Here is a 21,618-nt window from a genome sequence, read left to right as displayed (position 1 = left end):
TCCAGAAAGGACAAGACCATGTGCAATTGCCACCTCCCTGCCGATAAAGGCGCCCCCACCCTCACCCGCCGCCAGGCGTTGACCGGCACCGCGGCCCTGGCGACCGCCACCGGGCTGGCCGCCTCCACCACCCAGGCGCAGGCACAGGACGATCCCTATGCAGCCCCTGCCGATCCGGCGCTGCCGCCCAGCGACATGACGCTCGATCTGGCGCGTGTCGCGCTGGTGGTGACCGACCCGCAGAACGATTTTCTCAGCCCCGACGGCGTGACCTGGGGCGTGGTCGGTGACAGTGTTACCCGCAACAATACGGTCGAGAATATCGAGCGCCTTTTCAAGGCAGCCAAGGCTGCGGGCATCACCGTCGCCGTGTCACCGCACTACTACTACCCCACCGACAAGGGCTGGAAATTCGAGGGTGCGCTGGAAAAGCTGATGCACAAGATCGGCATGTTCGACCGCAAGGACCCGCTCAGCCTGGAGGGGTTCGAGGGGTCGGGCGCGGATTTCCTTGACCGCTACAAACCCTATATCCACGACGGCAAGACCATCGTCACCTCGCCGCACAAGCTTTACGGCCCCGAGCATAACGACCTGGCGCTGCAACTGCGCAAGAACGGCATCGATCAGGTGATCCTCGCGGGCATGTCCGCCAACCTGTGCACCGAGAGCCATATGCGCGAGTTGATAGAACAGGGGTTCGAAGTGGCCGTGGTCAGCGATGGCACGGCGGCAGCGATGCTCCCGGAAGGGGACGGGTATCTCGCGGCGCTGATCAACTTCCGCTACATCGCCAACGCAGTCTGGAGCACCGACGAGGTGGTAAACCTGCTCGGCTGACCCGCGGAAAAGGCCTTGCAGGGTCGGTCGATCCTGCAAGGCACACGCCCAAGATAGGGCGCGGGACGGATAACAGGCATTTTCATTCGCGTGACCGCCGCCTATCAATCAGGGCAGTGACAATGGATGCGATGGGGAAATACATGACCAAACCCATGATCGGTGTGATCGGCGGATCGGGCCTCTACGAGATGAACGGGCTGCAAGACGCCGAATGGCAAAGCGTCGAGACCCCTTGGGGCGCGCCTTCGGACCAGATCCTGACCGGCACGCTGGATGGCATCGCCTTCGCCTTTCTGCCGCGCCACGGCCGGGGGCATGTACACAGCCCGTCCTCCGTGCCCTACCGCGCCAATATCGATGCGCTCAAACGTCTGGGCGTCACCGATGTCATCAGCGTCAGCGCCTGCGGGTCGTTCCGGCACGAGATGGCGCCGGGTGATTTCGTCATCGTCGATCAGTATATCGACCGCACATTTGCGCGCGAAAAATCGTTCTTTGGGCCGGGCTGCGTCGCCCATGTCAGCATCGCGCATCCGACCTGCCCGCGCCTGTCGCAGGCCTGCACCGAGGCCGCTCGCGCCGCCGGTATCACGGTCCACGACAGCGGCACCTACCTTGCGATGGAAGGCCCGCAATTCTCGTCGCTCGCGGAATCGCGGCTCTACCGCGAGGTCTGGGGTTGCGATGTGATCGGCATGACCGGCATGCCCGAGGCCAAGCTCGCCCGCGAGGCAGAGCTTTGCTATGCTTCTGTCGCGATGATCACCGATTATGACAGTTGGCACCCCGATCACGGCGAGGTTGACGTGACACAGATCATCGCCACGCTGACCGGCAATGCGGACAAGGGCCGGAACATGCTGCGCGGCCTGCCTGCACGCCTCGGGGCAGATCGCGACCCTTGCCCCCATGGCTGTGACCGGGCGCTGGAATTTGCCATACTGACCGCGCCGGAGGCCCGTGATCCGACGCTGGTGGCGCGGCTGGATGCAGTGGCGGGACGGGTGTTGAACAGCGCGCCGGACTGAAGCCCGACTTAGGGAAGGAATTGCAACATGCCCTTGGAACTCTGGCTCGCCTTTGTAGCTGCCTCTACCGCGCTTCTCCTGATACCGGGGCCGACCGTGCTGCTGGTACTCAGCTACGCGCTCAGCCAGGGGCGCAAGGTTGCGGTGGCCAGCGCAGCGGGCGTGGCACTGGGCGATCTGGCGGCGATGACAGCCTCGTTGCTGGGTCTGGGCGCGCTGGTGCTTGCTTCGGCGACGCTCTTTACCGCGCTGAAATGGGTCGGTGTGCTCTATCTTGTCTATCTCGGAGTCAAGCTGCTGCGCAGTGCGCCCTCGGCCGGGCTTGAGGCACGCACAGCCGGGCGCGACGTTACCGGCCAGGGTGTTTTCTGGCATATGGCGGCGGTGACCGCGCTCAACCCGAAATCCATCGCGTTTTTCATCGCCTTCGTGCCGCAATTCGTTTCGCTGAACGCGCCGCTGTTGCCGCAGTTTGCCCTCCTGATCGGCACCTTTGTTGGCCTTGCGACGGTCAATTCCTTTGCCTACGCGCTGCTGGCGGACCGACTGCGCCAGAGCATCCGGCGGCCCGGCGTGATCACCTGGCTCACCCGGGCGGGTGGCGGCGCGTTAATCGCGATGGGGGTGATGACCGCCGCGCTGCGTCGCGCGGGCTGATGGCGCGCTGAGAAATGGACAAGTCCCAAGCCGCAGCAGACCCGGGCCGCGTGCTGATCCTCGGCGCGGACGGGTTCATCGGCCGCCATCTTGCATTCGGGCTGCGCGCGGCAGGTTGGCAGGTGCTGGCTTCGGCCCGGCGCACGGACGCGTTGGAATGGATGGGGTTCGAAACACTCCGCGCCGATCTTGCGGCGGATGAACCGCAACACCCCGCCTTTTGGCAGGGCAAGCTGGCGGGCGTTACCCATGTCGTCAACGCTGCGGGCGTCTTGAACGCAGGCGAAACCGTTTCACATGCCGTACATGTCGCAGCCCCCGAAGCGATCTACGCCGCCCTGCCCGTGCCCGCCCGTGGGCTGCTGATCTCGGCCGTCGGGATCGACGGCAGCGAAACCGGGTTTGCCCGCCACCGGCGTGCGGGTGAAGCCGTCGCGGCAACACACGGCATCACCATCCTGCGCACCGGTCTGGTCCTGAGCGAGACATCCTATGGCGGCTCGTCGCTGGCCCGTGCGCTGGCTGCGTTGCCGTTTTTCACGCCGGTCGTGGGGCGTGGAGACCAGCAGTTCAACCCGGTACATGCTGCCGATCTGACCCGCGTCGTGGACCACCTGCTGCGCCATCCACCCGGCCCCGGCGTGCATAGTATCGGCGGCCCCGAAACCCTGAGCCAGGCCGAAATGCTGCGCAGCTTGCGGGCATGGATGGGTCTGCGCCAAGTGCCGTTGTTACGGCTGCCACTCTGGCTGGCGCACGGTCTGGGGCGAATGGGCGACGCCCTGCGCTGGGGACCGATCTCGGCCACAGCGGTGGCGCAGTTGCAAAGCGGTGTTCTGGCGCACCCCGACAGTGCCATCGCGGCGCTTACGGTAAAACTGCGCGGGTTCAGCCAATTTATGGCGGCCCGCCCTGCGGGAACGCAGGATCTTTGGCACGCGCGGCTCTACCTGATGCGCCCGGTTTTGCGGATCGTGCTGGCATTCCTCTGGCTCGCCTCCGGGGTGATCGGCCTCACCCTGCCCAGCGCGGCTTTTCTGCCGCTTTTGCCCGACACTATGCTGGGCGACGGCATGCTCATCGCGCTGGCGCGGCTCGGCGGTGTGCTTGACCTCGGGATCGGGGCCGCGCTCTTGCGGGGCTGGCAGCCCCGAACGCTTGCGGGCCTGCAAGTGGGCGTGGTGCTGACCTATACCCTTGCGTTCAGTTGGCTGAATGCCGGGCTGTGGCTGCTGCCGCTGGGCGGGTTGCTGAAAAACATCCCCGTCATGATGCTCATCGCCATTTCGGCCATTCTGGAACAGGAACGCTGAATGGACCCTTATTTCATCGCCAAATGGATGCATATCCTCAGCGCGACACTGCTTTTCGGTACGGGTATCGGCACCGCGTTTCAGATGGTTTGGGCGATGCGCACGCGGCAAGCACAAACCGTGGCGACCGTTGCGGGCGGTGTCGTTCTGGCTGACTGGCTATTCACAGTGCCCGCGGGCCTGATCCAGCCGCTCACCGGAATCTGGCTGGCGCATTTACAGGGGCATCCCCTCAGCGCGCCGTGGTTGCTGCTGTCGCTAGCGCTTTACGTGCTGGCATTTGCCTGCTGGGCGCCGGTCGCAATGCTTCAAATCCGCATCCGCGATCTGGCCGCCCGCGCGGCACGCGACGGCGCATCTCTGCCAGAGGGCGCCATCCGCGCCTATCGCATCTGGTTCATCCTCGGCTGGCCCGCCTTTGCCGCGCTTGTCGTGGTTTTCTGGCTAATGGTCGCCAAACCAACGCTGTGGTAGGCAAAGGCATAGCCCGCGCTTGCATGCGGGCAGTGGATCGGCCAAACCCCACCGGCCAGATTATAACCAGACAAGGTACTGCGAATGCCCCCGACCCGGACGATCAAGGATTATATCCGCACCATCCCCGATTTCCCACAGGCGGGCGTCATGTTCCGCGATGTGACCACGCTCTTTGCCGATCCGCGCGGATTCCGCATGGCCATCGACCAGTTGCTGCACCCCTATGCCGGGCTGAGGATCGACAAGGTCGTGGGGCTGGAGGCGCGCGGTTTCATCCTTGGTGGCGCCGTGGCGCATCAGCTCAGCGTCGGCTTCGTGCCGGTCCGCAAGGCGGGCAAGCTGCCGGGGCGCACCATCGCGCAGGACTATCAACTGGAATACGGCGATGCGACGGTCGAGCTGCACGAGGACGCCATTGAAGCCGGTGAGACAATCCTGCTTGTCGATGATCTTCTGGCAACCGGCGGCACTGCCGAGGCCGGTATCCGCCTGATTGAACGGCAGGGCGGCCGGATCGCGGGATGTGCCTTCGTGGTCGATCTGCCGGATCTCGGCGGGCGCAAGCGGCTGGAAGCGCTGGGGATGGACGTGCACGCGCTCTGCGCCTTCGAAGGCGACTGACCGCCGCGCCAATGCCGGCCTCCACCTTATTCAGGCGCGCGCGCCTCGAACTTCAGCAAGCCATCTGTGGCGGGCCGCATCAGGGTGGCGGCACCTTTGCCTGCCTCGCCCAGCCACAACGGCCAATCGGCGGCATCCACGATGACCGGCATCCGGTGATGAATGTGCTTCAATGCCTCGTTCGCCGCCGTGGTCACGATGGCGCAACTGCGAACTGACGCTTCGCCGCGCGTCCAATCCTGCCAGATACCTGCCAAGGCCAGCGGTGCGTCGTCCTGCGCGGCAATATACCACGGCTGCTTCTTGCCATCTGCGCCGGTGGTCCATTCATAGAAACCGCTGATCGGGATCAGACAGCGCCGGGCGCGGCAGGCTTCGCTGAAGGCGGGCTTTTCCGCGATCGTCTCGGCCCGGGCGTTGATCAGCAGCGGCCCGTCATTCAGAGCCTTGTACCAGACAGGCACAAACCCCCAGCGCATCGGCGCCAGCCTGCGATCTGTTGCGTCCGATATAACCGTATGGATCTGATCCGTCGGACGGACATTGCGGTTCGGCACGTCCGGCAGATCGTTCGCCGGGCGCGCCGCGAATAGCTGTGCCATCGCGTCATTCGGCAAGGTGATGGCAAAGCGACCGCACATGGCCTAGCGCAGAATACCCGAGTAATGCAGCATCCCCCAGCTGACCAGTTCGCGTTCGATCCGTGACCACTGCGCGCCCATGGCGATGGGATCGAGCCGTGCAGCGGCGGCAATCTCGGCCAGCGACCGGCGACCGTTGATCGCCCCGATCAAAGGCGCTGCCTCGCGCCCCAGCGACAGGTGACTCTTGGTCCCGGGATAGGCCAGCTTGGGCCGCTGCCCCTGTGCCAGACCCTGCGCCAGTTTCTGCGGTGCAATGCCACGAATATGCGGAACCAGCGTCCGGTTCTTGCCCGACGCGGGCGCCACCGGCGCGTCGGCAGCCACGGCATAGCCAACATGCGTCTTGATCGTGCCGCGCAGTTTCTCGGCCACGGCCATTTGCGCGGGGATGTCCAGATGTTCGGGCACCGGGGCCAGCCGGTCCAGCTCGTAAAGTGCCGGCATGGCAAAGCCGCTCAATGCCCAGCCCGCCTGCGCCAGGGTATCGAGAAGTTCGGGAACCGTGAAAGACCGGTCCTGCGAATGCAGCAACAAGTCGTAGAACCCCGCGTCGCTTTTGCGGTGGTCAACCACGTTGGGATTGCTGGAAAAAGGATGTCCCTCGGGCAAGGTCTCCATGATCTTGCGCGCCGCTTTCAGACGCTCTTCCGGTGACATGCCCTCGAAAAGCGCGCCGAATGCCTCTTGCAAGGGATAAACACCGGACCGGCCATAAGGCGCATAGACCATGAACCCCAGCCCGCCGCCGGGGGCCAGCGCCGCGCGCAGCGCCGCGAAACCGGCAACCGGATCAGGCAGATGGTGCAACACCCCGCAGCAGTCGATGTAATCGAAAGTCCCCAGATCGGGCGCGTCCATCAGGCTGCCGGTGATGAAGCGGATGCCGGTCAGCCCGCGCGCCCGCGCCCGCGCCTCGGCCACTTTGCGCGACGCCGCGCTGAGGTCAACGTAAGTGATCTCGCACGGTTTGCCCGCCTGCGCCATCAATTGTGCCAATTGGATCAGCCCATCCCCGGTGCCGCCACCCGCCACCAGCGCGCGCAGCGGCCGCGACCAGTCGCGTTGCCCGCCAAACACGAAATGGTCAATCTCCAACGGGTGCGAGGGAGAGCCGGTGATCAGCCGCTTGGCTTCATCCTTGGGATCACGCTCGGGGTACGGGTAAACCTCGTATTGGTCTTTGACTTGATTCATGGGCGTGGGTGACCTTTGCTGCGGAGTGCATTGAGTATTTTTGGCAAAATGAAGGACATGGGGTTATTCGGCACTTGTGCGGACGCGGTCATCGACCATTGGGATGAAAGGGATACGCCGGGCGAAATATTCGGCCAGCACATCCGCCACATCGGGACCGAAATCATAGGCCTCGCGCGCGCCTTTGAGCACGGCAAAGCCGTCGCCGCCATTGCGCAAGTAATTGTTGGACACCATGCCATAAAGCCGATCGGGATCGAGCGGCGCCCCCGCCACTGTCACAGCGCGCACCCGGCTGCCGGGTGCTGCGGCGGGTTCATAGACCACCTCAATGCCTGCGACCTGCGGAAATCGGCCTGCGCCCTCCTCAACCTGACTCAGACCGTTTTCAAGTGCTTCCAGCACCTCGGCCCCCGAAACACGGAAGGTCGAAAGCGTGTTCTGGAATGGCAAAACAGTCAGCACCTCGCCCATCGTTATGGGGCCCGCATCGATGCCAGAACGCACACCGCCGCCGTTTTGCAGCGCGATTTCGACACCCTGATCCCTGACCCGCTCCAACATTGCCTCGGCCACGGCGATACCCATCGCGCAGGGGCCGGTACGGCAGGCGTCACGATCGCCACCGATGGGCAGGGCCGCTTCGGCCACGACCTTGTTGCGAAGCTCCTCGAGCGGTTCTGCCGCCTGCGCCAGCCGGGCCAACACGCCTGCATCTTCGGCCACGCCCGCATCAATGAGTTGTGGCGCGCCGGTCGCAGAAACCAGTTTCCCAGATGCATCGAAAGTGACATCCAGCGCGCCGAGGAATTTGCCGTAGGCATAGGCCTGCACGATGGCGGTGTCGCCGATCATGGTCGGATACGGCCCCTCGGCCTCGGGATCGGTGGGGTGCAGATAGGTGTTGGAATGCCCGCCCACGATCACGTCAACGCCAGTCGTCTCCTGCGCCACGCGCTGATCAACGGCGTAGCCGCTATGCGACAGCACGATGATCCGGGTGATGCCCGCATCGGTCAAGCGGTCCACCTCGGTCTGCACGGCCGCAACGGGATCGGAAAATGTGACATTCGGGCCGGGCGTGGCCAATTCATCGGTGTTCTGCGGCGTGAGGCCGATGAGGCCCACGGTCATGCCACGGCGTTCGATCACGACGGACCGGGCAATCTTGTCTGCCAGTAATGGCTCGGCCGAGAGATCGGCATTGGACATCAGCACCGGAAATTCGACCGCGTCTACAAAGGCGCGCAACACTTCGGGGCCGTCGTCGAACTCGTGATTGCCCACGGTCATGGCGTCATAGCCAAGCAGGTTCATCATCTCGGCGGCCAGCTTGCCCTTGTAGTGGGTGTAAAACAGCGTGCCCTGAAACTGATCGCCGCCATCGACAAGGATCACCGGCGCCGTGGCGGCATCCCGCGCGGCGGTGATCGCCGAGATCAACCGGGCGGTGCCGCCAAAGCACTTGCCCTCTGCGTTGTCCTCGGGCTTGCAGGTCGAATCGTATGCGTTGATCGGCTCGAACCGGGCGTGAAAGTCATTGGTATGCAGAATCGTCAGACGGTCCTCGGCCAACACAGGAAGGGCCGCGCAGCCCAGCACCACAGCGGTCAACAGGGGGCGGATCATCAACATACTCCTTTGGCAACGCAGTTACGCCGCAGATGGTGCCCTGCCACGCAGGCCGCGTCAAACCCATCTGCGCTTGACCGCGCGCACATGCCGGGGCATCACCCCGCCATGGTGATTTACAAGATTTTCCGCGCCGCCGAATGGGCCGAACTGCGCGCCAGTGGCCAGTCTGCAGGTGCGCCTGTCGATCTGGCCGATGGCTATGTGCATTTCTCGACCGCGGAACAGGCGGCCGAAACCGCCGCAAAGCATTTCGCAGGCGAAGACGGTCTGGTTCTGCTTGGGGTTGAGACCGACCGGTTGGGCGATGACCTGCGGTGGGAGCCGTCGCGCGGTGGCGCGCTCTTCCCGCATCTGTACCGGGAGTTGCGCCTGTCGGACGTGGCGTGGGCACAGCCGTTGCCCCTGATGGACGGGAAGCATCAGTTCCCCGCCGGGATGGAATGACCATGCTGGAGCGGCTCGGCCTGCGGCTGCTGCACCGGTGCGATCCGGAAACGGCGCATGGTCTGGCGTTGCGTGCCTTGCGCCTTGGCCTCGTTCCCCTGCCCGGCCGGATCACCACCGCGCGCCTACGGACCGAACTGGCCGGAATGCGCCTAGACAATCCCATCGGCCTCGCCGCCGGGTTCGACAAGAACGCCGAAGTGCTGGCACCGCTGGCGCGCGCGGGTTTCGGCATGATCGAGGTAGGTGCGGTGACGCCGCAGGCCCAGCCCGGTAATCCGCGCCCGCGCCTGTTCCGGCTGCCGCAGGACCGCGCCGTGATCAATCGGTTCGGGTTCAACAACGCCGGCATGGACGCCGCTGCCGGGCGTCTTGCCGCGCGCCCCAAGGACGCGGTGATCGGCCTCAATCTGGGGGCCAACAAGGACAGCGCCGACCGGGCCGAGGATTTCGCCCGTGTTCTGGCCCATTGTGGGCGGCACCTGGATTTCGCGACGGTCAATGTCTCGTCGCCAAACACCGAACGGCTGCGCGACCTGCAAGGCGCCCAGGCGCTGACGGCGCTGCTCGAAGGCGTAATGGAAGTGCGCGACTGGCTGGAGCGGCCCATCCCCATCTTCCTCAAGATCGCGCCGGACCTAAGCGATGCCGAACTTGCCGAGATTGCCGAAGTGGCCCGCGCCGCCAAACTGGACGGGATCATCGCCACCAACACGACGCTGGACCGCGACGGGCTGACCAGTGCGGCGCGCGCTGAAAAGGGCGGGTTGTCCGGCGCGCCGCTGATGGAGAAATCCACGCGCGTTCTGGCGCGGCTGTCACAACTGACCGACGGCGCCATGCCGCTGATCGGCGTGGGCGGGATCGCCAGCGCCGAAGATGCCTATGCCAAGATCTGCGCAGGCGCCACGGCGGTGCAGCTATATTCCGCGCTGGTATACGAGGGGCTGTCGCTGGTGCCGCGCATCGCCGCCGGGCTGGATCGGCTGCTGGAGGCGGACGGACATGCATCGGTCGCGGACGCAGTCGGCACCAAACGGGAGGAGTGGCTATGATCACCTATTGGCACAATCCACGCTGCTCGAAATCGCGGGCGGGACTGGCGCTGTTGCAGGAGCGCGGCGCGCAGGTGACAGTCCGGCGCTATCTGGAAGACGCCCCGTCAGAGGCGGAACTGCGCGCGGTGCACGCGCTGCTGAAACGCCCCGTGGCCAAGATGATGCGCCCCGGCGAGACCATTTTCCGCGAATTGGGGCTCAGCCTCTCGGATCCTGAGAACGCGCTTTTTGCAGCAATGACCGCGAATCCGAAACTGATCGAGCGGCCCATCGGAATTACCAACGATGCCGCTGTGATCGGACGCCCGCCCGAAGCCCTGCTTGGTCTGCTCTGACCGGATGGCCATGCCCGGACATGCCGCATTGCATTATACCTCAATGCGGCTGATCCTGTGCCAACGCCGGTGAGAGACAGGACAAAATGAAACTGACCCAGACCATATTTCGCTGGTTCGATGCGGTTCTCTTCGACCTTTTTCGACAGATGCGCTGGTCGTTTCTGCCGCCGCTGATGGTCTATCTTGCTTACGGGGTTTCGACACTGACTGCGATTGTCGGCGTGTTCTTCGTCAAGGAATACCTGGGGCTGTCCGCTGCCTTTCTGGCCGGGCTTTCATTCTGGGCCGGCTTGCCCTGGGCGCTGAAAATGCCGCTGGGGCATCTGGTGGATATCGTCTGGCGCTGGAAATGGCTGCTGCTCTATCTAGGGGCAGCACTGGTCGCGAGCAGCTTTGGCATCATGTACCTGCTGATCTCCGCGCCCGATGTCATGGGAGCAGTGCTGCCCATCGAGGCGTGGTTCATCGCTTCAACGCTGCTGGCCCCTTGCGGTCTGGTGTTGCAGGACGCCGTCGCTGACGCGATGTCGGTCGAGGCAGTGCCACGGCACGCACCGGACGGCGCGCCGTTGGACGATGATATATTGCGCGGGATGCATACGACGATGCAGATGCTGGGGCGCGTCGCGCTGATCGGCGGCACCCTCATTGTGGCCATGATCAACATCATCGCATTCGACGGGGTGGAGGATCTGACGCAACCCGCCAAGGCAGAGGTTTACGCCGATATCTACCTTATCGCGATGATCGTGCCACTGATTTCGGTCTCGGGCGTGATCCTCGCCTCGCTCCAGCGGCGCCTTGCGATCCGTCGCGCGGTGCGGGCGGGGTTGGATACCGGCGCGTTGACACACCGGCCCGGCCCGCCGACAAAGGTCAATCCTTGGTATTTCATCGGCGGCGGTGCCTTCGTCGCCCTTTCGCTGAGCGTCGGGCTGTTAAAAGTGCCCTATGCGCAAGAGATCGTTTTTGCCGGGTCGATGACCATCGTGCTGTTGCTGATGCGGCAACTCTTGCGCGTCCTGTCTCCCGCGCAAGCGCGGATGCTGGTGGGTACGGCGCTGATCATCTTCGTCTTTCGCGCCGTTCCCCTGCCCGGACAGGGCGCCACGTGGTTTTCGATCGACGAGCTCGGCTTCGATCCGCAATTCCTGTCGGTCCTGCAACTTGTGGCAGCGCTGCTGACACTGGTGGCGATGATCGTGCTACGCCCGTTCATGGCACAGCGCAGGCTGACGCAAGTCTATCTGATCCTCACCATCGCGGCCGGGGTGCTCGCCCTGCCCAACATCTCGCTATACTACGGCATTCAGGACATCACCGCACCGCTGACCGGCGGGCTGGTCGATGCACGGTTCATCGCCGTGCTGGACACTGCGGCGGAATCCCCGCTGAGCCAGATCGCCCTCATCCCAATGCTGGCATGGATCGCGCGCAACGCGCCCGACAACCTCAAGGCGACGTTTTTTGCGGTCATGGCATCCTTCACCAATCTCGCGCTTTCGGCCAGTTCCCTGGCGACGAAATATCTGAACCAGGTTTTCGTGGTCAACCGCGAGATCACCGATACCACCGGTGGCGTGGAGGTGCCTGCCGATTACACCCAGCTCGGCTGGCTGCTGATCACTACCGGCGCGTTGGGCTTCATCCTGCCGCTGCTGACGATCCTGCTGGTGCAACGCTCGCGGCTGCACACCACGGACTGATCACCCGGTGCGTCAGGTGTCTGGCGCATCCACATGCTGGTCGAGCATCACCGCATTCCCATCCGGGTCGTGCAGGATCAGGCTGGCCGGACCAGTACCGCCGCCGGTTTCGCGCTCGATCTCCAGCCCGGCCTTCTTCAGCCGCGCCTCGATCTGCCGGATATCGGTGAACGCAGCCTGCGACACACCGCTCTGGTCCCAGCCGGGATTGAAGGTCAGGATGTTGCCCTTGAACATATCCTGGAACAGACCGATCACCGTGTCGCCATTGCGCAGGATCAGCCAGCCCTGATCGGGCGCGCCACCTGCCTCTGCGAACCCGAGCGCCTCGTAAAACGCGCGTGAGCGGGCCAGATCCTTGACCGCCAGACTGACCGAAAATGCGCCAAGCTCCATACTCTGCCCTCTGTGCTATCTCCGGGAAGTCTAGCACAGCGGGGCCCGAGCGGCGAACATGCAGCGCATCAGTCTGCCGCCGCTCGTTCCAGCGCAGGATAGCGCGCGCCCAATGACAACCCGCGCGTCACGTAGGAAATCAGGAGCGCGATCCAGAGCCCGTGATTGCCAAAGGCGGGCAGCAGCAGCAACACCGCGATGCCATAGACCGCAAGGCTGATCGCCATCATGTTGCGCATGTCGCGCGTCCGCGTGGCGCCGATGAAGATGCCATCGAGCATATAGGCCGCCACAGCCAGCGGCGGCACCGCGATCATATAGGGCAGATAGAGCTGCGCGGCGGCCTGCACATCCGGCGCTGTGGTCATCAGGCCGATCCCCCAGACGCCGACAATGCCGAACCCCACCGCCAGAACCACGCCGCAGCCTATCCCCCAGAGACTGGTCAGCAGCGCCGCCCGGCGCACCCGCACGGCAGAGCGCGCGCCAAACGCGGCCCCCACCAGCGCCTCGGCGGCAAAGGCAAACCCGTCCAGCGCATAGGCCGTTATGTGCAAGAACTGCAGCAGCACCTGGTTGGCCGCCAGCGTCACGTCGCCGAAATCACTGGCAAGAAACAGGAACGAGACGAACATCACCTCCAGCATCATCGACCGCAGCAGGATATCAAGGTTCACCCCCAGCATCAGGCGCAGCCGGACCCGATCAAAGACGCGCCCCCAGTCGCGCCATGCAGGCACGCCGAACGCCGCCCGGCAGAACCACAGGCCAAGGCCCAACCCGCCCCATTCCGCAATGAAGGTGGCCCAGGCAACGCCCTCCACGCCCCAGCCGAGGCCCAGCACGAACCACAGGTCGAGCAGGATATTCGCCCCGTTCATCAATACCTGAATCATCAGGACGGCACCGGTGCGCTCCAACGCGATCAGCCAGCCGGTCACGGCATAAAGGGCGATAATGGCGGGCGCGCTCCAGACGCGGATATTCATGTAATCGCGCGCCAGGCCTTCTACCTCGGCACTGGCTGGCGCAATGCTGAACGCGCCCCAGAAAAGCGGCAGTTGCAGCGCGATGATCGTCAAACCACCCACCGCTGCGATCATCAGCGACCGGGTCAGCATCGCCGCCACTTCGCCGGTCTGGCCTGCCCCATTGGCCTGACTTGTCATCCCGCTGGTGCCCATCCGCAGGAACCCGAAAATCCAGTAGATCGCGGTGAGGATGATCGCGCCGATCCCGACAGCACCGATCGGCGCGGCCAGTCCCAACTGCCCCACAACACCGGTATCCACCGCCCCCAGAATCGGCACCGTCGCATTGGAAATCACGATTGGCCCCGCAATGCGCAGCACGCGCGCATGCGTCAACGGCCCGGAGGCAGGTGCCATGCTGTCAGCCATCGCGGCGCGGCATCAGGAAGTGCCCCGTCGCCTGGGCAAAGGCGCGGTCACGGTTGTCCTGCCACGCCTCCACATGCACTGAGGCATAGCGCCGCCCCGACCGGTTGATCTTGGCCCGCGCATAGGCATCGCGCGGCAGGCCAGTGCGCAGATAATCGACAGTGAAATCGATGGTCTTTGGCAGGCGCGGCATCTGCCCCGCAACCAGCGTTTCGGCCAGCGTTGTACCGCTTTCGATTTCGGGCCAGAGCATCGACCAGCTGAGGCTGATGATCGCCGTCACTTCCATGAACGCAGCCGTCGCGCCGCCGTGCAACGCGGGCAGCATAGGGTTGCCGATCAGCGCATCCTGATAGGCCAGAACGCCGGTCAGCTCGTCGCCGCGCCGGTCAAAGCTGATCCCCAGAAAACGGATATAGGGCACGCCTTCCACCAACGCGGTCAGCGCGGCATCGCGCCGCTGCTTGACGACCTGCACAGGCTCGGGACGTGGGCGGCGCGGTTGCTCTGCCATCACTTGCCCTCCACGGTAAAGGTTCCGGTTGCAGTGGCCACCGGGCGATCGTCGTCATCGTCAAGCGCAGTGGCACGGACAAAGGCGACCGACCGCGTGATATGGAAGCACTCGGCACGCGCGCGGATCGTCTGGCCGGGCGTGGCGGGGCGCATGTAATCGATCCGCAGGGCAATCGTCGCCGTGCCACCGTTGGCACCGGGATGACTCATCGCCGCAGCACCACAGCAGGTATCCATCAACGCGCTGACCGCGCCGCCATGAATGACGCCGCTTTCGGGATCACCGACCAGCTTCTCATTCCAGGGCATGGACATCTCGGCACGGCCATCTTTCATCAAATCCGCCTTTATGCCGAGCGCCACCGCATGCGGTAATTCGCGAAAGAACTGCAACCCCGGGTGGTTTGCGTCGCCGGTCGCTGTGCTGCTCATATTTCGGGCCTCGCCTTGGATCTGGTTCGCGGTCACCTGACCGTTATTGACACTCATCCGCGCGCACGCAAGGGCCAGCCGTCTGCCGTGCCCTGCCTTGCCGATCGCGCCCAGCAGCGTGATACGGCCATCCAAAGCGTTTTGAACGCTACCCCCAGACACAGATCAGATGTGAAACGTCTACAACTTTAAATGAGCGTGGGCCTTTTGCGCGTTCCTTGTTTAAGATAAAATGCAAAGGGCTCTAGGGGCTTTAACAATGCCGGAAATTGAGGCACGCTGTCGGAACTTGGTCCCTTATCACGCGTTTGTTGCGAGAAACCATGACCGAAGAACGTTTATCCCTGAAGCAGATGTGCGCGAAATTCGACGTGACGCCGCGCACTCTGAGATATTATGAATATATCGAGCTGCTTCAGCCCGAACGTGACGGCCGCGCGCGGCTCTATGGTCCGCGCGAAATGGCGCGGATGACCCTGATCCTGCGGGGCCGGAAATTCGGCTTCAGCCTCGAAGAAATCCGCCAGTGGCTGATGATTTACGAAAAACACGGCACAACCGCGCAGATGCGCAGCTGGATCGAATTGGCGGACAAGCAGTTGCGCGAATTGGCCGATCAGCGCGAGCAGATCGAGGAAGCAATGGAAGAGCTTCAGAAACTGCGCGACGACACGGCAGCCTCGCTCAAGGGGTAGGAACGTGCCGGGCTTCAGCCCGACAAATTGATCTTCCCGAGACACTTCCCTTGAAAGTGACGTTACGTCGGACTTACGTCAACCCGAACACCTGTTGTAAGCAGCCCTTCAAAGCACATATCAAGTGCAACCCTAACGATACTGCAGGACCGAAATGACCGTCGAAATCATGACCATTCGCGAAATGTGCGATGCCTTTGGCGTCACGCCCCGAACCTTGCGTTTCTACGAATCCAAGGAACTTCTTGCGCCAATCCGCGACGGGCAAAAACGCCTCTTTACCAAGCGCGACCGCGCGCGGCTGAAGCTGATCCTGCGCGGCAAGCGCTTTGGTTTTAGCCTCGAAGAAATCCGCCAGCTTCTAGATCTCTACGACACGGGCGACCGGCAGCACACACAGATGCTGCGTACCCTCGAATTGGGGTCCGAGCGTCTACGCGAATTGGAAGTGCAGCGCGCTGAGCTCGACAATGCCATTTCCGACCTGCGCAAGCAGATGGCTTGGGTAGAGCAGACGCTCTCGTCGATGAACAACCTCAGTGAGGCCGCTGAATAAGCTCAGGATTTACAGCCCATACATTTAGGATCAACTCAGGGAACGTACGACATGCCGAACTACACCGCCCCGACGAAGGACATCCAGTTTGTCCTGCACAATGTACTGAACGTGTCTCAGGCAGATATCCCGGGTTACGCCGAACTTGACGCTGAATTTACGGCGGCGGTTCTCGACGAGGCGGGCAAGATTGCTTCCGAAGTGCTGCAGCCGCTCAACGCCGTCGGCGACACCGAAGGCTGCAAGCTGGAAAACGGCGTCGTGCGCACCCCGACCGGCTTCAAGGCGGCATTAGATCAGATGCGCGAAGGCGGCTGGACTGCGCTTGACCTGCCCGTGGAATTCGGCGGGCAGAACATGCCCTATATCCTGGGCACTGCCGTGGGCGAGATGTTCTCGGGGGCAAACCAGGCCTTTACCATGTATCAGGGCCTGACCCATGGCGCGGCATCTGCCATCCTCGTGCATGGCACGGAAGCGCAAAAGGCGACCTATCTGCCGAAGATGTTCTCCTGCGACTGGACCGGCACCATGAACCTGACCGAGCCGCATTGCGGCACCGATCTGGGACTGATGCGCACCAAGGCCGAACCGCAGGACGATGGCAGCTATCAGATTTCCGGGCAGAAGATTTTCATCTCGTCCGGCGAGCATGACATGGCCGACAACATCGTCCATCTGGTGCTGGCCAAGATCCCCGGCGGCCCCGAGGGCATCAAGGGCGTGTCCCTTTTCATTGTGCCGAAATTTCTGGTGAACGAGGATGGAAGCCTGGGCGAGCGCAATGGCGTGGCGTGCAGCAAGATCGAAGAGAAAATGGGCATCCACGGTAATTCAACCTGCGTGATGGATTATGACGGTGCCAAGGGCTGGCTGCTGGGCGAGAAGCACAAGGGCATGCGCGCGATGTTCACCATGATGAACGAAGCCCGCATCGGCGTCGGCATGCAAGGCTTGGCGCAGGCCGAGATTGCCTATCAGAACGCATTGGAATACGCCAAGGACCGGCTGCAGGGCCGTGCCGTGACCGGCACCGAGAACCCCGAAGGCCCCGCCGATCCGCTGATCGTGCATCCCGATATCCGCCGCTCGCTGATGGACCAGAAGTCTTTCGTTGAAGGCGGCCGGGCGTTCCTGCTGTGGAGCGCGCAGCTGATCGACCGGTCGCACCGCGGCGATGACGCGGCGGCCGAAGGGCTGATTTCGCTGATGACCCCTGTCGTCAAGGGCTTCCTGACCGATGAGGGCTACGACATGACCGTGCAGGCGCAGCAGGTCTATGGCGGGCATGGCTACATCGAGGAATCGGGCATGTCGCAATTTACCCGCGACGCCCGGATCGCAATGATTTACGAAGGTGCCAACGGTGTGCAGGCGCTCGACCTGGTGGGTCGCAAGCTGGCGCTAGACAGCGGCAAGCACGTCATGGCCTTCTTCGACATGGTCAAGAGCTTCTGCAAGGACAATGCCGACATGGACGGCATGGCCGAATTCATCGAGCCGCTCAAAGCCGCCTCCAAGGATCTGCAGGCCGCCGGCATGTTCTTCATGCAGAATGGCATGAAAAACCCCAACGCGGCACTGGCGGGCAGCTATGATTTCATGCATCTTTTCGGGCATGTCTGCCTCGGGCTGATGTGGGGCCGCATGGCCAGAGCCGCATTGGTGGAACTCGAGGGCGGCAGCGGCGACACGGCATTCTATCAGGCCAAACTGGTGACGGCGCGTTACTACATGCAGCGCCGCCTGCCCGCGACGGGGATGCATCTGGCGCGGATTCAATCGGGTGCAGACCCGGTAATGGGGCTGAGCGTCGACCAGTTCTGAAGCTAAGGTGGGTTCGGAACTCACCCCAAGGGAGGACGGCAGATGCCAAAACGCTTTCGCCTGACACGGCGTTTCAACGTAGCGATGACCGAAGACGGCTATCGCCGCCTGCGCAAATTCAGCCAGCAGGCCGGTCTGGACGAAGGCGAGGCACTGTCCTTCCTGTTTGAAAATTTCGACAGCGTGATTGACGAGGACACGTTCGCGCACCGGCTTCGGATCTTCAATTCCGAGCTTGATGCGCGCAAACGCTGAAGAGGGAGCCGTCCGTATGGGATGGATGACAGACGAACACACGATGCTGGCGGAGATGACCCGCAGCTTCATCGAAACCGAGTGGGCGCCGCATTTCGAGCGCTGGCGCAAAGCGGGCGAGATGGATCGTGAAACTTGGGCCCAGGCGGGTGAATTGGGTCTGCTCTGCCCCTCTATCCCCGAAGAATACGGCGGCGCCGGCGGTGATTTCGGCCACGAGGCCGTCATCCTGATGGAAGCGCCGCGGGCCAACCTCGCCAGTTGGGGCCACCCGATCCATTCGGGCATCGTTGCGCATTACATCCTTGCCTATGGCACCGAGGCGCAGAAAAAACGCTGGCTGCCGCAGATGGTCTCGGGCCAGATGGTCGGCGCGCTGGCGATGACCGAACCCGCAGCCGGATCGGACGTACAGGGCATCAGGACCAAGGCCCTGCGCGATGGCAACGCCTATCGCCTGTCGGGACAAAAGACGTTCATCACCAACGGGCAGCACGCCAATCTGATTATCGTCGCCGCCAAGACCGACCCCAAGGCGGGTGCCAAAGGAATATCTCTGGTCGTGGTGGAAACCGACGGCGCGACGGGATTCACCCGTGGGCGCAACCTCGACAAGATCGGTTTGCACGCGGCTGACACCTCGGAACTTTTCTTCGACAATGTAGAGGTTCCTCACGAGAACATCCTCGGACAGCAAGAAGGCCAGGGCTTCTACCAGATGATGCAGCAACTGCCGCAGGAACGTCTGATCATCGGTTGCGGCGCGGTGGGTGCAATGGAAGGCGCGGTCGAACGCACCATCCGCTACTGCAAGGAACGCGAAGCATTCGGCGGCCCACTGACCCAGTTCCAGAACACCCGGTTCAAGCTGGCCGAATGCCTGACCCGCACCAAGGTGGCGCGCGCCTTTCTCGACGAATGCATCGTCGAGCATCTCGACGGCAAGCTGAGCGTCGAAAAAGCCGCGATGGCGAAATACTGGCTGACCGACACGCAATGCGCGGTGCTCGACGACTGCGTGCAATTGCATGGCGGTTACGGCTACATGCAGGAATACGCGGTGGCCGAAATGTGGGCAGATGCGCGCGTTCAACGCATCTATGGCGGCACCAACGAGATCATGAAGGAACTGATTGCGAGGGCCCTCTGATGCAGACAGCGAAAGATCAATACAGCCCCTTCGGGACGCTCCGCGGGGAGTATTTTCCGCAAAATGAAAGGGACAAGTCCACCCTGCCCCGCGCACGGGCCGACTGGCATCAGGCAGCGGGGCAGAGCTTCACTTTGCACGGCCATCGGCTCTCCAGCCTGTTCCGCATCTCTCACCAGACTGCATCTGGATTAATAAAAGGTGAATCCGACCAAACTTCATTTTGCCGAAAATACTCAACCCCACAGACCGTGCCGGGCGCACCGGCGAAAGGAACGAGATGACGATCAAACTTTACTGCATGGGCGAGAGCGGCAACGCCTACAAGGCAGCTCTGGCGCTGGAATTGGCGGGACTGGACTGGGAACCGGTTTATGTGGATTTCTTCGGCGGAGAAACCCGCACCGACGAATTCCGCGAGCTCAACGTGATGGGCGAAGTGCCGGTGCTGGTGGACGGCGACGTGACCCTCACCCAATCGGGCGTCATGCAGATGCATGTTACCGAGAAGACCGGTAAATTCGGCGGCGCCACCCCCGAAGAACAGCGCGAAGTGATGCGCTGGGTGTTCTGGGACAATCACAAGCTCAGCTCCCAGGCGGGCGTGACTCGTTTCCTGATGAATTTCCTGCCGGCAGAGAAGCGCCCCGCAGAGGTGATCGGCTTTATCCAGGGCCGTCTCAAGGCGGCTTATGCTGCGCTCGACACGCATCTCGAGGGGCGCGACTGGATCGTGGGAGGTGCGATCACCAATGCCGACATCTCCTGTTGCGGGTACCTCTTTTACCCCGAACCTTTCGGCTTTGACCGCGCGGAATGGCCCCAAATCGACCGGTGGCTTTCAAACATCCAGAACACCCCCGGCTGGAAACACCCCTATGACCTGATGCCCGGCAGCCCGGCTGACCGCGCCTGAACAAGGAGACACACGATGTCTGACGCATTTATCTATGACGCGCTGCGCACCCCGCGCGGCAAGGGCCGCAAGGATGGCGCACTGCACGAAGTGACGGCCGTGCGCCTCAGCGCCCAGGTTCTGAACGCACTCAAGGAACGAAATGGCCTCGATGGCCATGCTGTCGAGGACGTGATCTGGGGCAATGTCACCCAGGTGATGGAACAGGGTGGCTGTCTTGCGCGGACCGCCGTGCTGGCCTCTGATCTAGACGAATCCATCCCGGGCCTTGCGATCAACCGGTTCTGTGCCTCCGGCATGGAGGCCGTGAACCTGGCCGCGAACCAGATCAAGGGTGGCGCGGGCGAGGCCTATATCGCCGGCGGGGTCGAGATGATGGGCCGCGTGCCGATGGGCAGCGACGGGGCGGCGATTGCCGTCGATCCCAGCGTTGCGATGGACACTTATTTTGTCCCTCAAGGGATCAGTGCCGATATCATCGCCACCGAATACGGCTTCAGCCGCGATCAGGCCGATGCCCTCGCGGTAGAAAGCCAGAAGCGCGCCAAGGCGGCATGGGACGCGGGGCGCTTTGCCAAGTCGATCATCGCGGTAAAGGATCAAAACGGTCTGACCATTTTGGACCATGATGAATTCATGCGCCCTGGCACCGACATGCAGACGCTGGGCAGCCTCAATGCCAGTTTCCAGCAGATGGGTGAGGTGATGCCGGGCTTCGATGCCGTGGCCAAGCTGAAATACCCGCATATGGAGCGGGTCAATCACATCCACCATGCCGGCAACTCCTCGGGCATCGTCGATGGCTCGGCCGGTGTGCTGATCGGCAATGCGGAATTTGGCAAGAAATACGGCCTGAAGCCGCGCGCGCGTATCCGCCAGACCTGCAAGATCGGTACCGATCCCACGATCATGCTGACCGGCCCCGTGCCCGCAACGCAGAAGATCCTCGCCGATGCCGGTATGCAGATCGGTGATATCGACCTCTTCGAGGTGAATGAGGCCTTCGCATCGGTCGTCCTGCGTTTTCAACAGGCATTCGACGTGGACCCGGCGCTGGTAAACGTGAATGGCGGTGCCATCGCGATGGGGCACCCGCTGGGCGCGACCGGCGCGATCATCATCGGCACGCTGCTGGACGAGTTGGAGCGCACCGACAAGGAAACCGGCCTTGCCACGCTGTGCATCGCGTCCGGCATGGGTGCCGCCACGATCATCGAGCGGGTCTGACAAATGTCATTCACCCACCCCATCGGAGACGATCACCCTTTCGTCGCGGTCAAAGCCCTTGCCGATGCGCAAAGTTTTGGCACGCTTGAAATCGTGAATGTCTACGATGGGGCGCTGATCCGGCTTTATACTTCCGCACCCGATATCGTCTTTCGCCTGAACGGCGATCCGGGAAGTGCAATGGATCGGCAAAGATTTGACTACCACACGCATATCACGCTCGCCCCTGCCCCCGCAGCAGAGATGCTGAGCGCGATCAAGACCCACATCGCCGACGCAAGCTGACCACC

The 21,618-nt window shown here is 63.0% G+C and carries 25 protein-coding genes; 18 read left to right on the top strand and 7 right to left on the bottom strand.

All coding sequences use genetic code 11. The annotated features are described in order from the left end of the window. The first annotated feature begins 18 nt into the window (after nucleotides 1–18). The 6 genes from O3306_RS10775 (at nucleotide 19) to O3306_RS10750 (ending at nucleotide 4,939) form a co-directional block, all read left to right on the top strand. Entirely contained in the window at nucleotides 19–840 is an 822-nt protein-coding gene (locus tag O3306_RS10775; RefSeq protein WP_272006846.1) for a cysteine hydrolase, read from the top strand. Between the two features lie 143 nt (nucleotides 841–983). Beyond that, a complete protein-coding gene (locus O3306_RS10770; RefSeq protein WP_272006843.1) occupies nucleotides 984–1,871 on the top strand; it encodes an S-methyl-5'-thioadenosine phosphorylase in 888 nt (295 codons plus the stop codon). 27 nt (nucleotides 1,872–1,898) lie between these two features. Further along, nucleotides 1,899–2,528 carry a LysE family translocator gene (locus tag O3306_RS10765; protein ID WP_272006840.1) on the top strand — a complete coding sequence of 210 codons (630 nt, stop codon included), beginning with the start codon at nucleotides 1,899–1,901 and terminating at the stop codon, nucleotides 2,526–2,528. Nucleotides 2,529–2,542: 14 nt separating this feature from the next. Then, the gene (locus O3306_RS10760; RefSeq protein ID WP_272006838.1) at nucleotides 2,543–3,841 is read left to right on the top strand and encodes an SDR family oxidoreductase; all 1,299 of its coding nucleotides are present in this window, start codon (nucleotides 2,543–2,545) and stop codon (nucleotides 3,839–3,841) included. Then, the gene (locus O3306_RS10755; RefSeq protein WP_272006835.1) at nucleotides 3,842–4,315 is read left to right on the top strand and encodes a DUF2269 family protein; all 474 of its coding nucleotides are present in this window, start codon (nucleotides 3,842–3,844) and stop codon (nucleotides 4,313–4,315) included. Nucleotides 4,316–4,399: 84 nt separating this feature from the next. After that, entirely contained in the window at nucleotides 4,400–4,939 is a 540-nt protein-coding gene (locus O3306_RS10750) for an adenine phosphoribosyltransferase (protein ID WP_272006832.1), read from the top strand. Nucleotides 4,940–4,965: 26 nt separating this feature from the next. Here the strand turns inward: O3306_RS10750 and O3306_RS10745 are convergent, their stop codons facing one another. The 3 genes from O3306_RS10745 to O3306_RS10735 form a co-directional block, all read right to left on the bottom strand. After that, on the bottom strand, nucleotides 4,966–5,580 hold the full coding sequence (locus O3306_RS10745) for an SOS response-associated peptidase (RefSeq protein ID WP_272006829.1): 615 nt from the start codon (nucleotides 5,578–5,580) through the stop codon (nucleotides 4,966–4,968). 3 nt (nucleotides 5,581–5,583) lie between these two features. Then, nucleotides 5,584–6,777: a class I SAM-dependent methyltransferase gene (locus O3306_RS10740; protein WP_272006799.1), complete on the bottom strand. Its 1,194-nt coding sequence runs from the start codon at nucleotides 6,775–6,777 to the stop codon at nucleotides 5,584–5,586. Between the two features lie 63 nt (nucleotides 6,778–6,840). Then, nucleotides 6,841–8,406 (bottom strand): bifunctional metallophosphatase/5'-nucleotidase, encoded by a 1,566-nt coding sequence (locus O3306_RS10735; protein WP_272006796.1) that lies wholly within the window; start codon nucleotides 8,404–8,406, stop codon nucleotides 6,841–6,843. Between the two features lie 111 nt (nucleotides 8,407–8,517). Here O3306_RS10735 and O3306_RS10730 point away from each other — a divergent pair, with 111 nt between their 5' ends. The 4 genes from O3306_RS10730 (at nucleotide 8,518) to O3306_RS10715 (ending at nucleotide 11,958) form a co-directional block, all read left to right on the top strand. Continuing rightward, nucleotides 8,518–8,856, top strand: coding sequence for a DUF952 domain-containing protein (locus O3306_RS10730; RefSeq protein ID WP_272006793.1), 339 nt, complete (start codon nucleotides 8,518–8,520; stop codon nucleotides 8,854–8,856). After that, a complete protein-coding gene (locus O3306_RS10725; protein WP_272006791.1) occupies nucleotides 8,853–9,911 on the top strand; it encodes a quinone-dependent dihydroorotate dehydrogenase in 1,059 nt (352 codons plus the stop codon). The genes O3306_RS10730 and O3306_RS10725 overlap by 4 nt, the downstream gene beginning before the upstream one ends. After that, nucleotides 9,908–10,249, top strand: coding sequence for an arsenate reductase (glutaredoxin) (arsC, locus tag O3306_RS10720; RefSeq protein WP_272006789.1), 342 nt, complete (start codon nucleotides 9,908–9,910; stop codon nucleotides 10,247–10,249). The genes O3306_RS10725 and arsC overlap by 4 nt, the downstream gene beginning before the upstream one ends. A gap of 86 nt (nucleotides 10,250–10,335) precedes the next feature. Then, nucleotides 10,336–11,958 (top strand): hypothetical protein, encoded by a 1,623-nt coding sequence (locus tag O3306_RS10715; RefSeq protein ID WP_272006787.1) that lies wholly within the window; start codon nucleotides 10,336–10,338, stop codon nucleotides 11,956–11,958. A gap of 12 nt (nucleotides 11,959–11,970) precedes the next feature. Here O3306_RS10715 and O3306_RS10710 read toward each other — a convergent pair whose 3' ends face one another. From O3306_RS10710 to O3306_RS10695, 4 genes are all read right to left on the bottom strand, one after another. Further along, nucleotides 11,971–12,354 (bottom strand): VOC family protein, encoded by a 384-nt coding sequence (locus O3306_RS10710; RefSeq protein ID WP_272006785.1) that lies wholly within the window; start codon nucleotides 12,352–12,354, stop codon nucleotides 11,971–11,973. Between the two features lie 68 nt (nucleotides 12,355–12,422). Next, nucleotides 12,423–13,742, bottom strand: a complete 1,320-nt coding sequence (locus O3306_RS10705) for an MATE family efflux transporter (protein WP_272006782.1) — start codon at nucleotides 13,740–13,742, stop codon at nucleotides 12,423–12,425. A 4-nt stretch (nucleotides 13,743–13,746) separates the two neighbouring features. Then, on the bottom strand, nucleotides 13,747–14,268 hold the full coding sequence (locus tag O3306_RS10700) for a PaaI family thioesterase (RefSeq protein WP_272006779.1): 522 nt from the start codon (nucleotides 14,266–14,268) through the stop codon (nucleotides 13,747–13,749). Further along, nucleotides 14,268–14,702, bottom strand: a complete 435-nt coding sequence (locus tag O3306_RS10695; RefSeq protein WP_272006776.1) for a PaaI family thioesterase — start codon at nucleotides 14,700–14,702, stop codon at nucleotides 14,268–14,270. The genes O3306_RS10700 and O3306_RS10695 overlap by 1 nt, the downstream gene beginning before the upstream one ends. 323 nt (nucleotides 14,703–15,025) lie before the next feature. On the opposite strand from O3306_RS10695, the gene O3306_RS10690 reads away from it, so the two are divergent. The 8 genes from O3306_RS10690 (at nucleotide 15,026) to O3306_RS10655 (ending at nucleotide 21,613) form a co-directional block, all read left to right on the top strand. Beyond that, the gene (locus O3306_RS10690; protein ID WP_272006773.1) at nucleotides 15,026–15,397 is read left to right on the top strand and encodes a MerR family transcriptional regulator; all 372 of its coding nucleotides are present in this window, start codon (nucleotides 15,026–15,028) and stop codon (nucleotides 15,395–15,397) included. 154 nt (nucleotides 15,398–15,551) lie between these two features. Beyond that, the gene (locus tag O3306_RS10685; RefSeq protein WP_272006771.1) at nucleotides 15,552–15,953 is read left to right on the top strand and encodes a MerR family transcriptional regulator; all 402 of its coding nucleotides are present in this window, start codon (nucleotides 15,552–15,554) and stop codon (nucleotides 15,951–15,953) included. A gap of 51 nt (nucleotides 15,954–16,004) precedes the next feature. Further along, nucleotides 16,005–17,780 (top strand): acyl-CoA dehydrogenase C-terminal domain-containing protein, encoded by a 1,776-nt coding sequence (locus tag O3306_RS10680; protein WP_272006768.1) that lies wholly within the window; start codon nucleotides 16,005–16,007, stop codon nucleotides 17,778–17,780. A 42-nt stretch (nucleotides 17,781–17,822) separates the two neighbouring features. Beyond that, on the top strand, nucleotides 17,823–18,035 hold the full coding sequence (locus O3306_RS10675) for a hypothetical protein (RefSeq protein ID WP_272006765.1): 213 nt from the start codon (nucleotides 17,823–17,825) through the stop codon (nucleotides 18,033–18,035). Between the two features lie 16 nt (nucleotides 18,036–18,051). Next, a complete protein-coding gene (locus O3306_RS10670; protein WP_272006762.1) occupies nucleotides 18,052–19,185 on the top strand; it encodes an acyl-CoA dehydrogenase family protein in 1,134 nt (377 codons plus the stop codon). A gap of 280 nt (nucleotides 19,186–19,465) precedes the next feature. Then, nucleotides 19,466–20,101, top strand: coding sequence for a glutathione S-transferase family protein (locus O3306_RS10665; RefSeq protein WP_272006758.1), 636 nt, complete (start codon nucleotides 19,466–19,468; stop codon nucleotides 20,099–20,101). 15 nt (nucleotides 20,102–20,116) lie between these two features. After that, complete coding sequence (locus tag O3306_RS10660) at nucleotides 20,117–21,328, top strand: acetyl-CoA C-acetyltransferase (RefSeq protein ID WP_272006755.1); 1,212 nt, start codon at nucleotides 20,117–20,119, stop codon at nucleotides 21,326–21,328. A 3-nt stretch (nucleotides 21,329–21,331) separates the two neighbouring features. Further along, nucleotides 21,332–21,613: a hypothetical protein gene (locus O3306_RS10655; RefSeq protein WP_272006754.1), complete on the top strand. Its 282-nt coding sequence runs from the start codon at nucleotides 21,332–21,334 to the stop codon at nucleotides 21,611–21,613. Nucleotides 21,614–21,618: the final 5 nt, after the last annotated feature.

The sequence above is a fragment of the Roseovarius sp. ZX-A-9 genome (assembly GCF_028369135.1).
Lineage (GTDB): Bacteria > Pseudomonadota > Alphaproteobacteria > Rhodobacterales > Rhodobacteraceae > Roseovarius.
The sequence above is the reverse complement of the archived record's forward strand: the minus strand, read 5'-3'. Positions and strand labels throughout refer to the sequence as shown.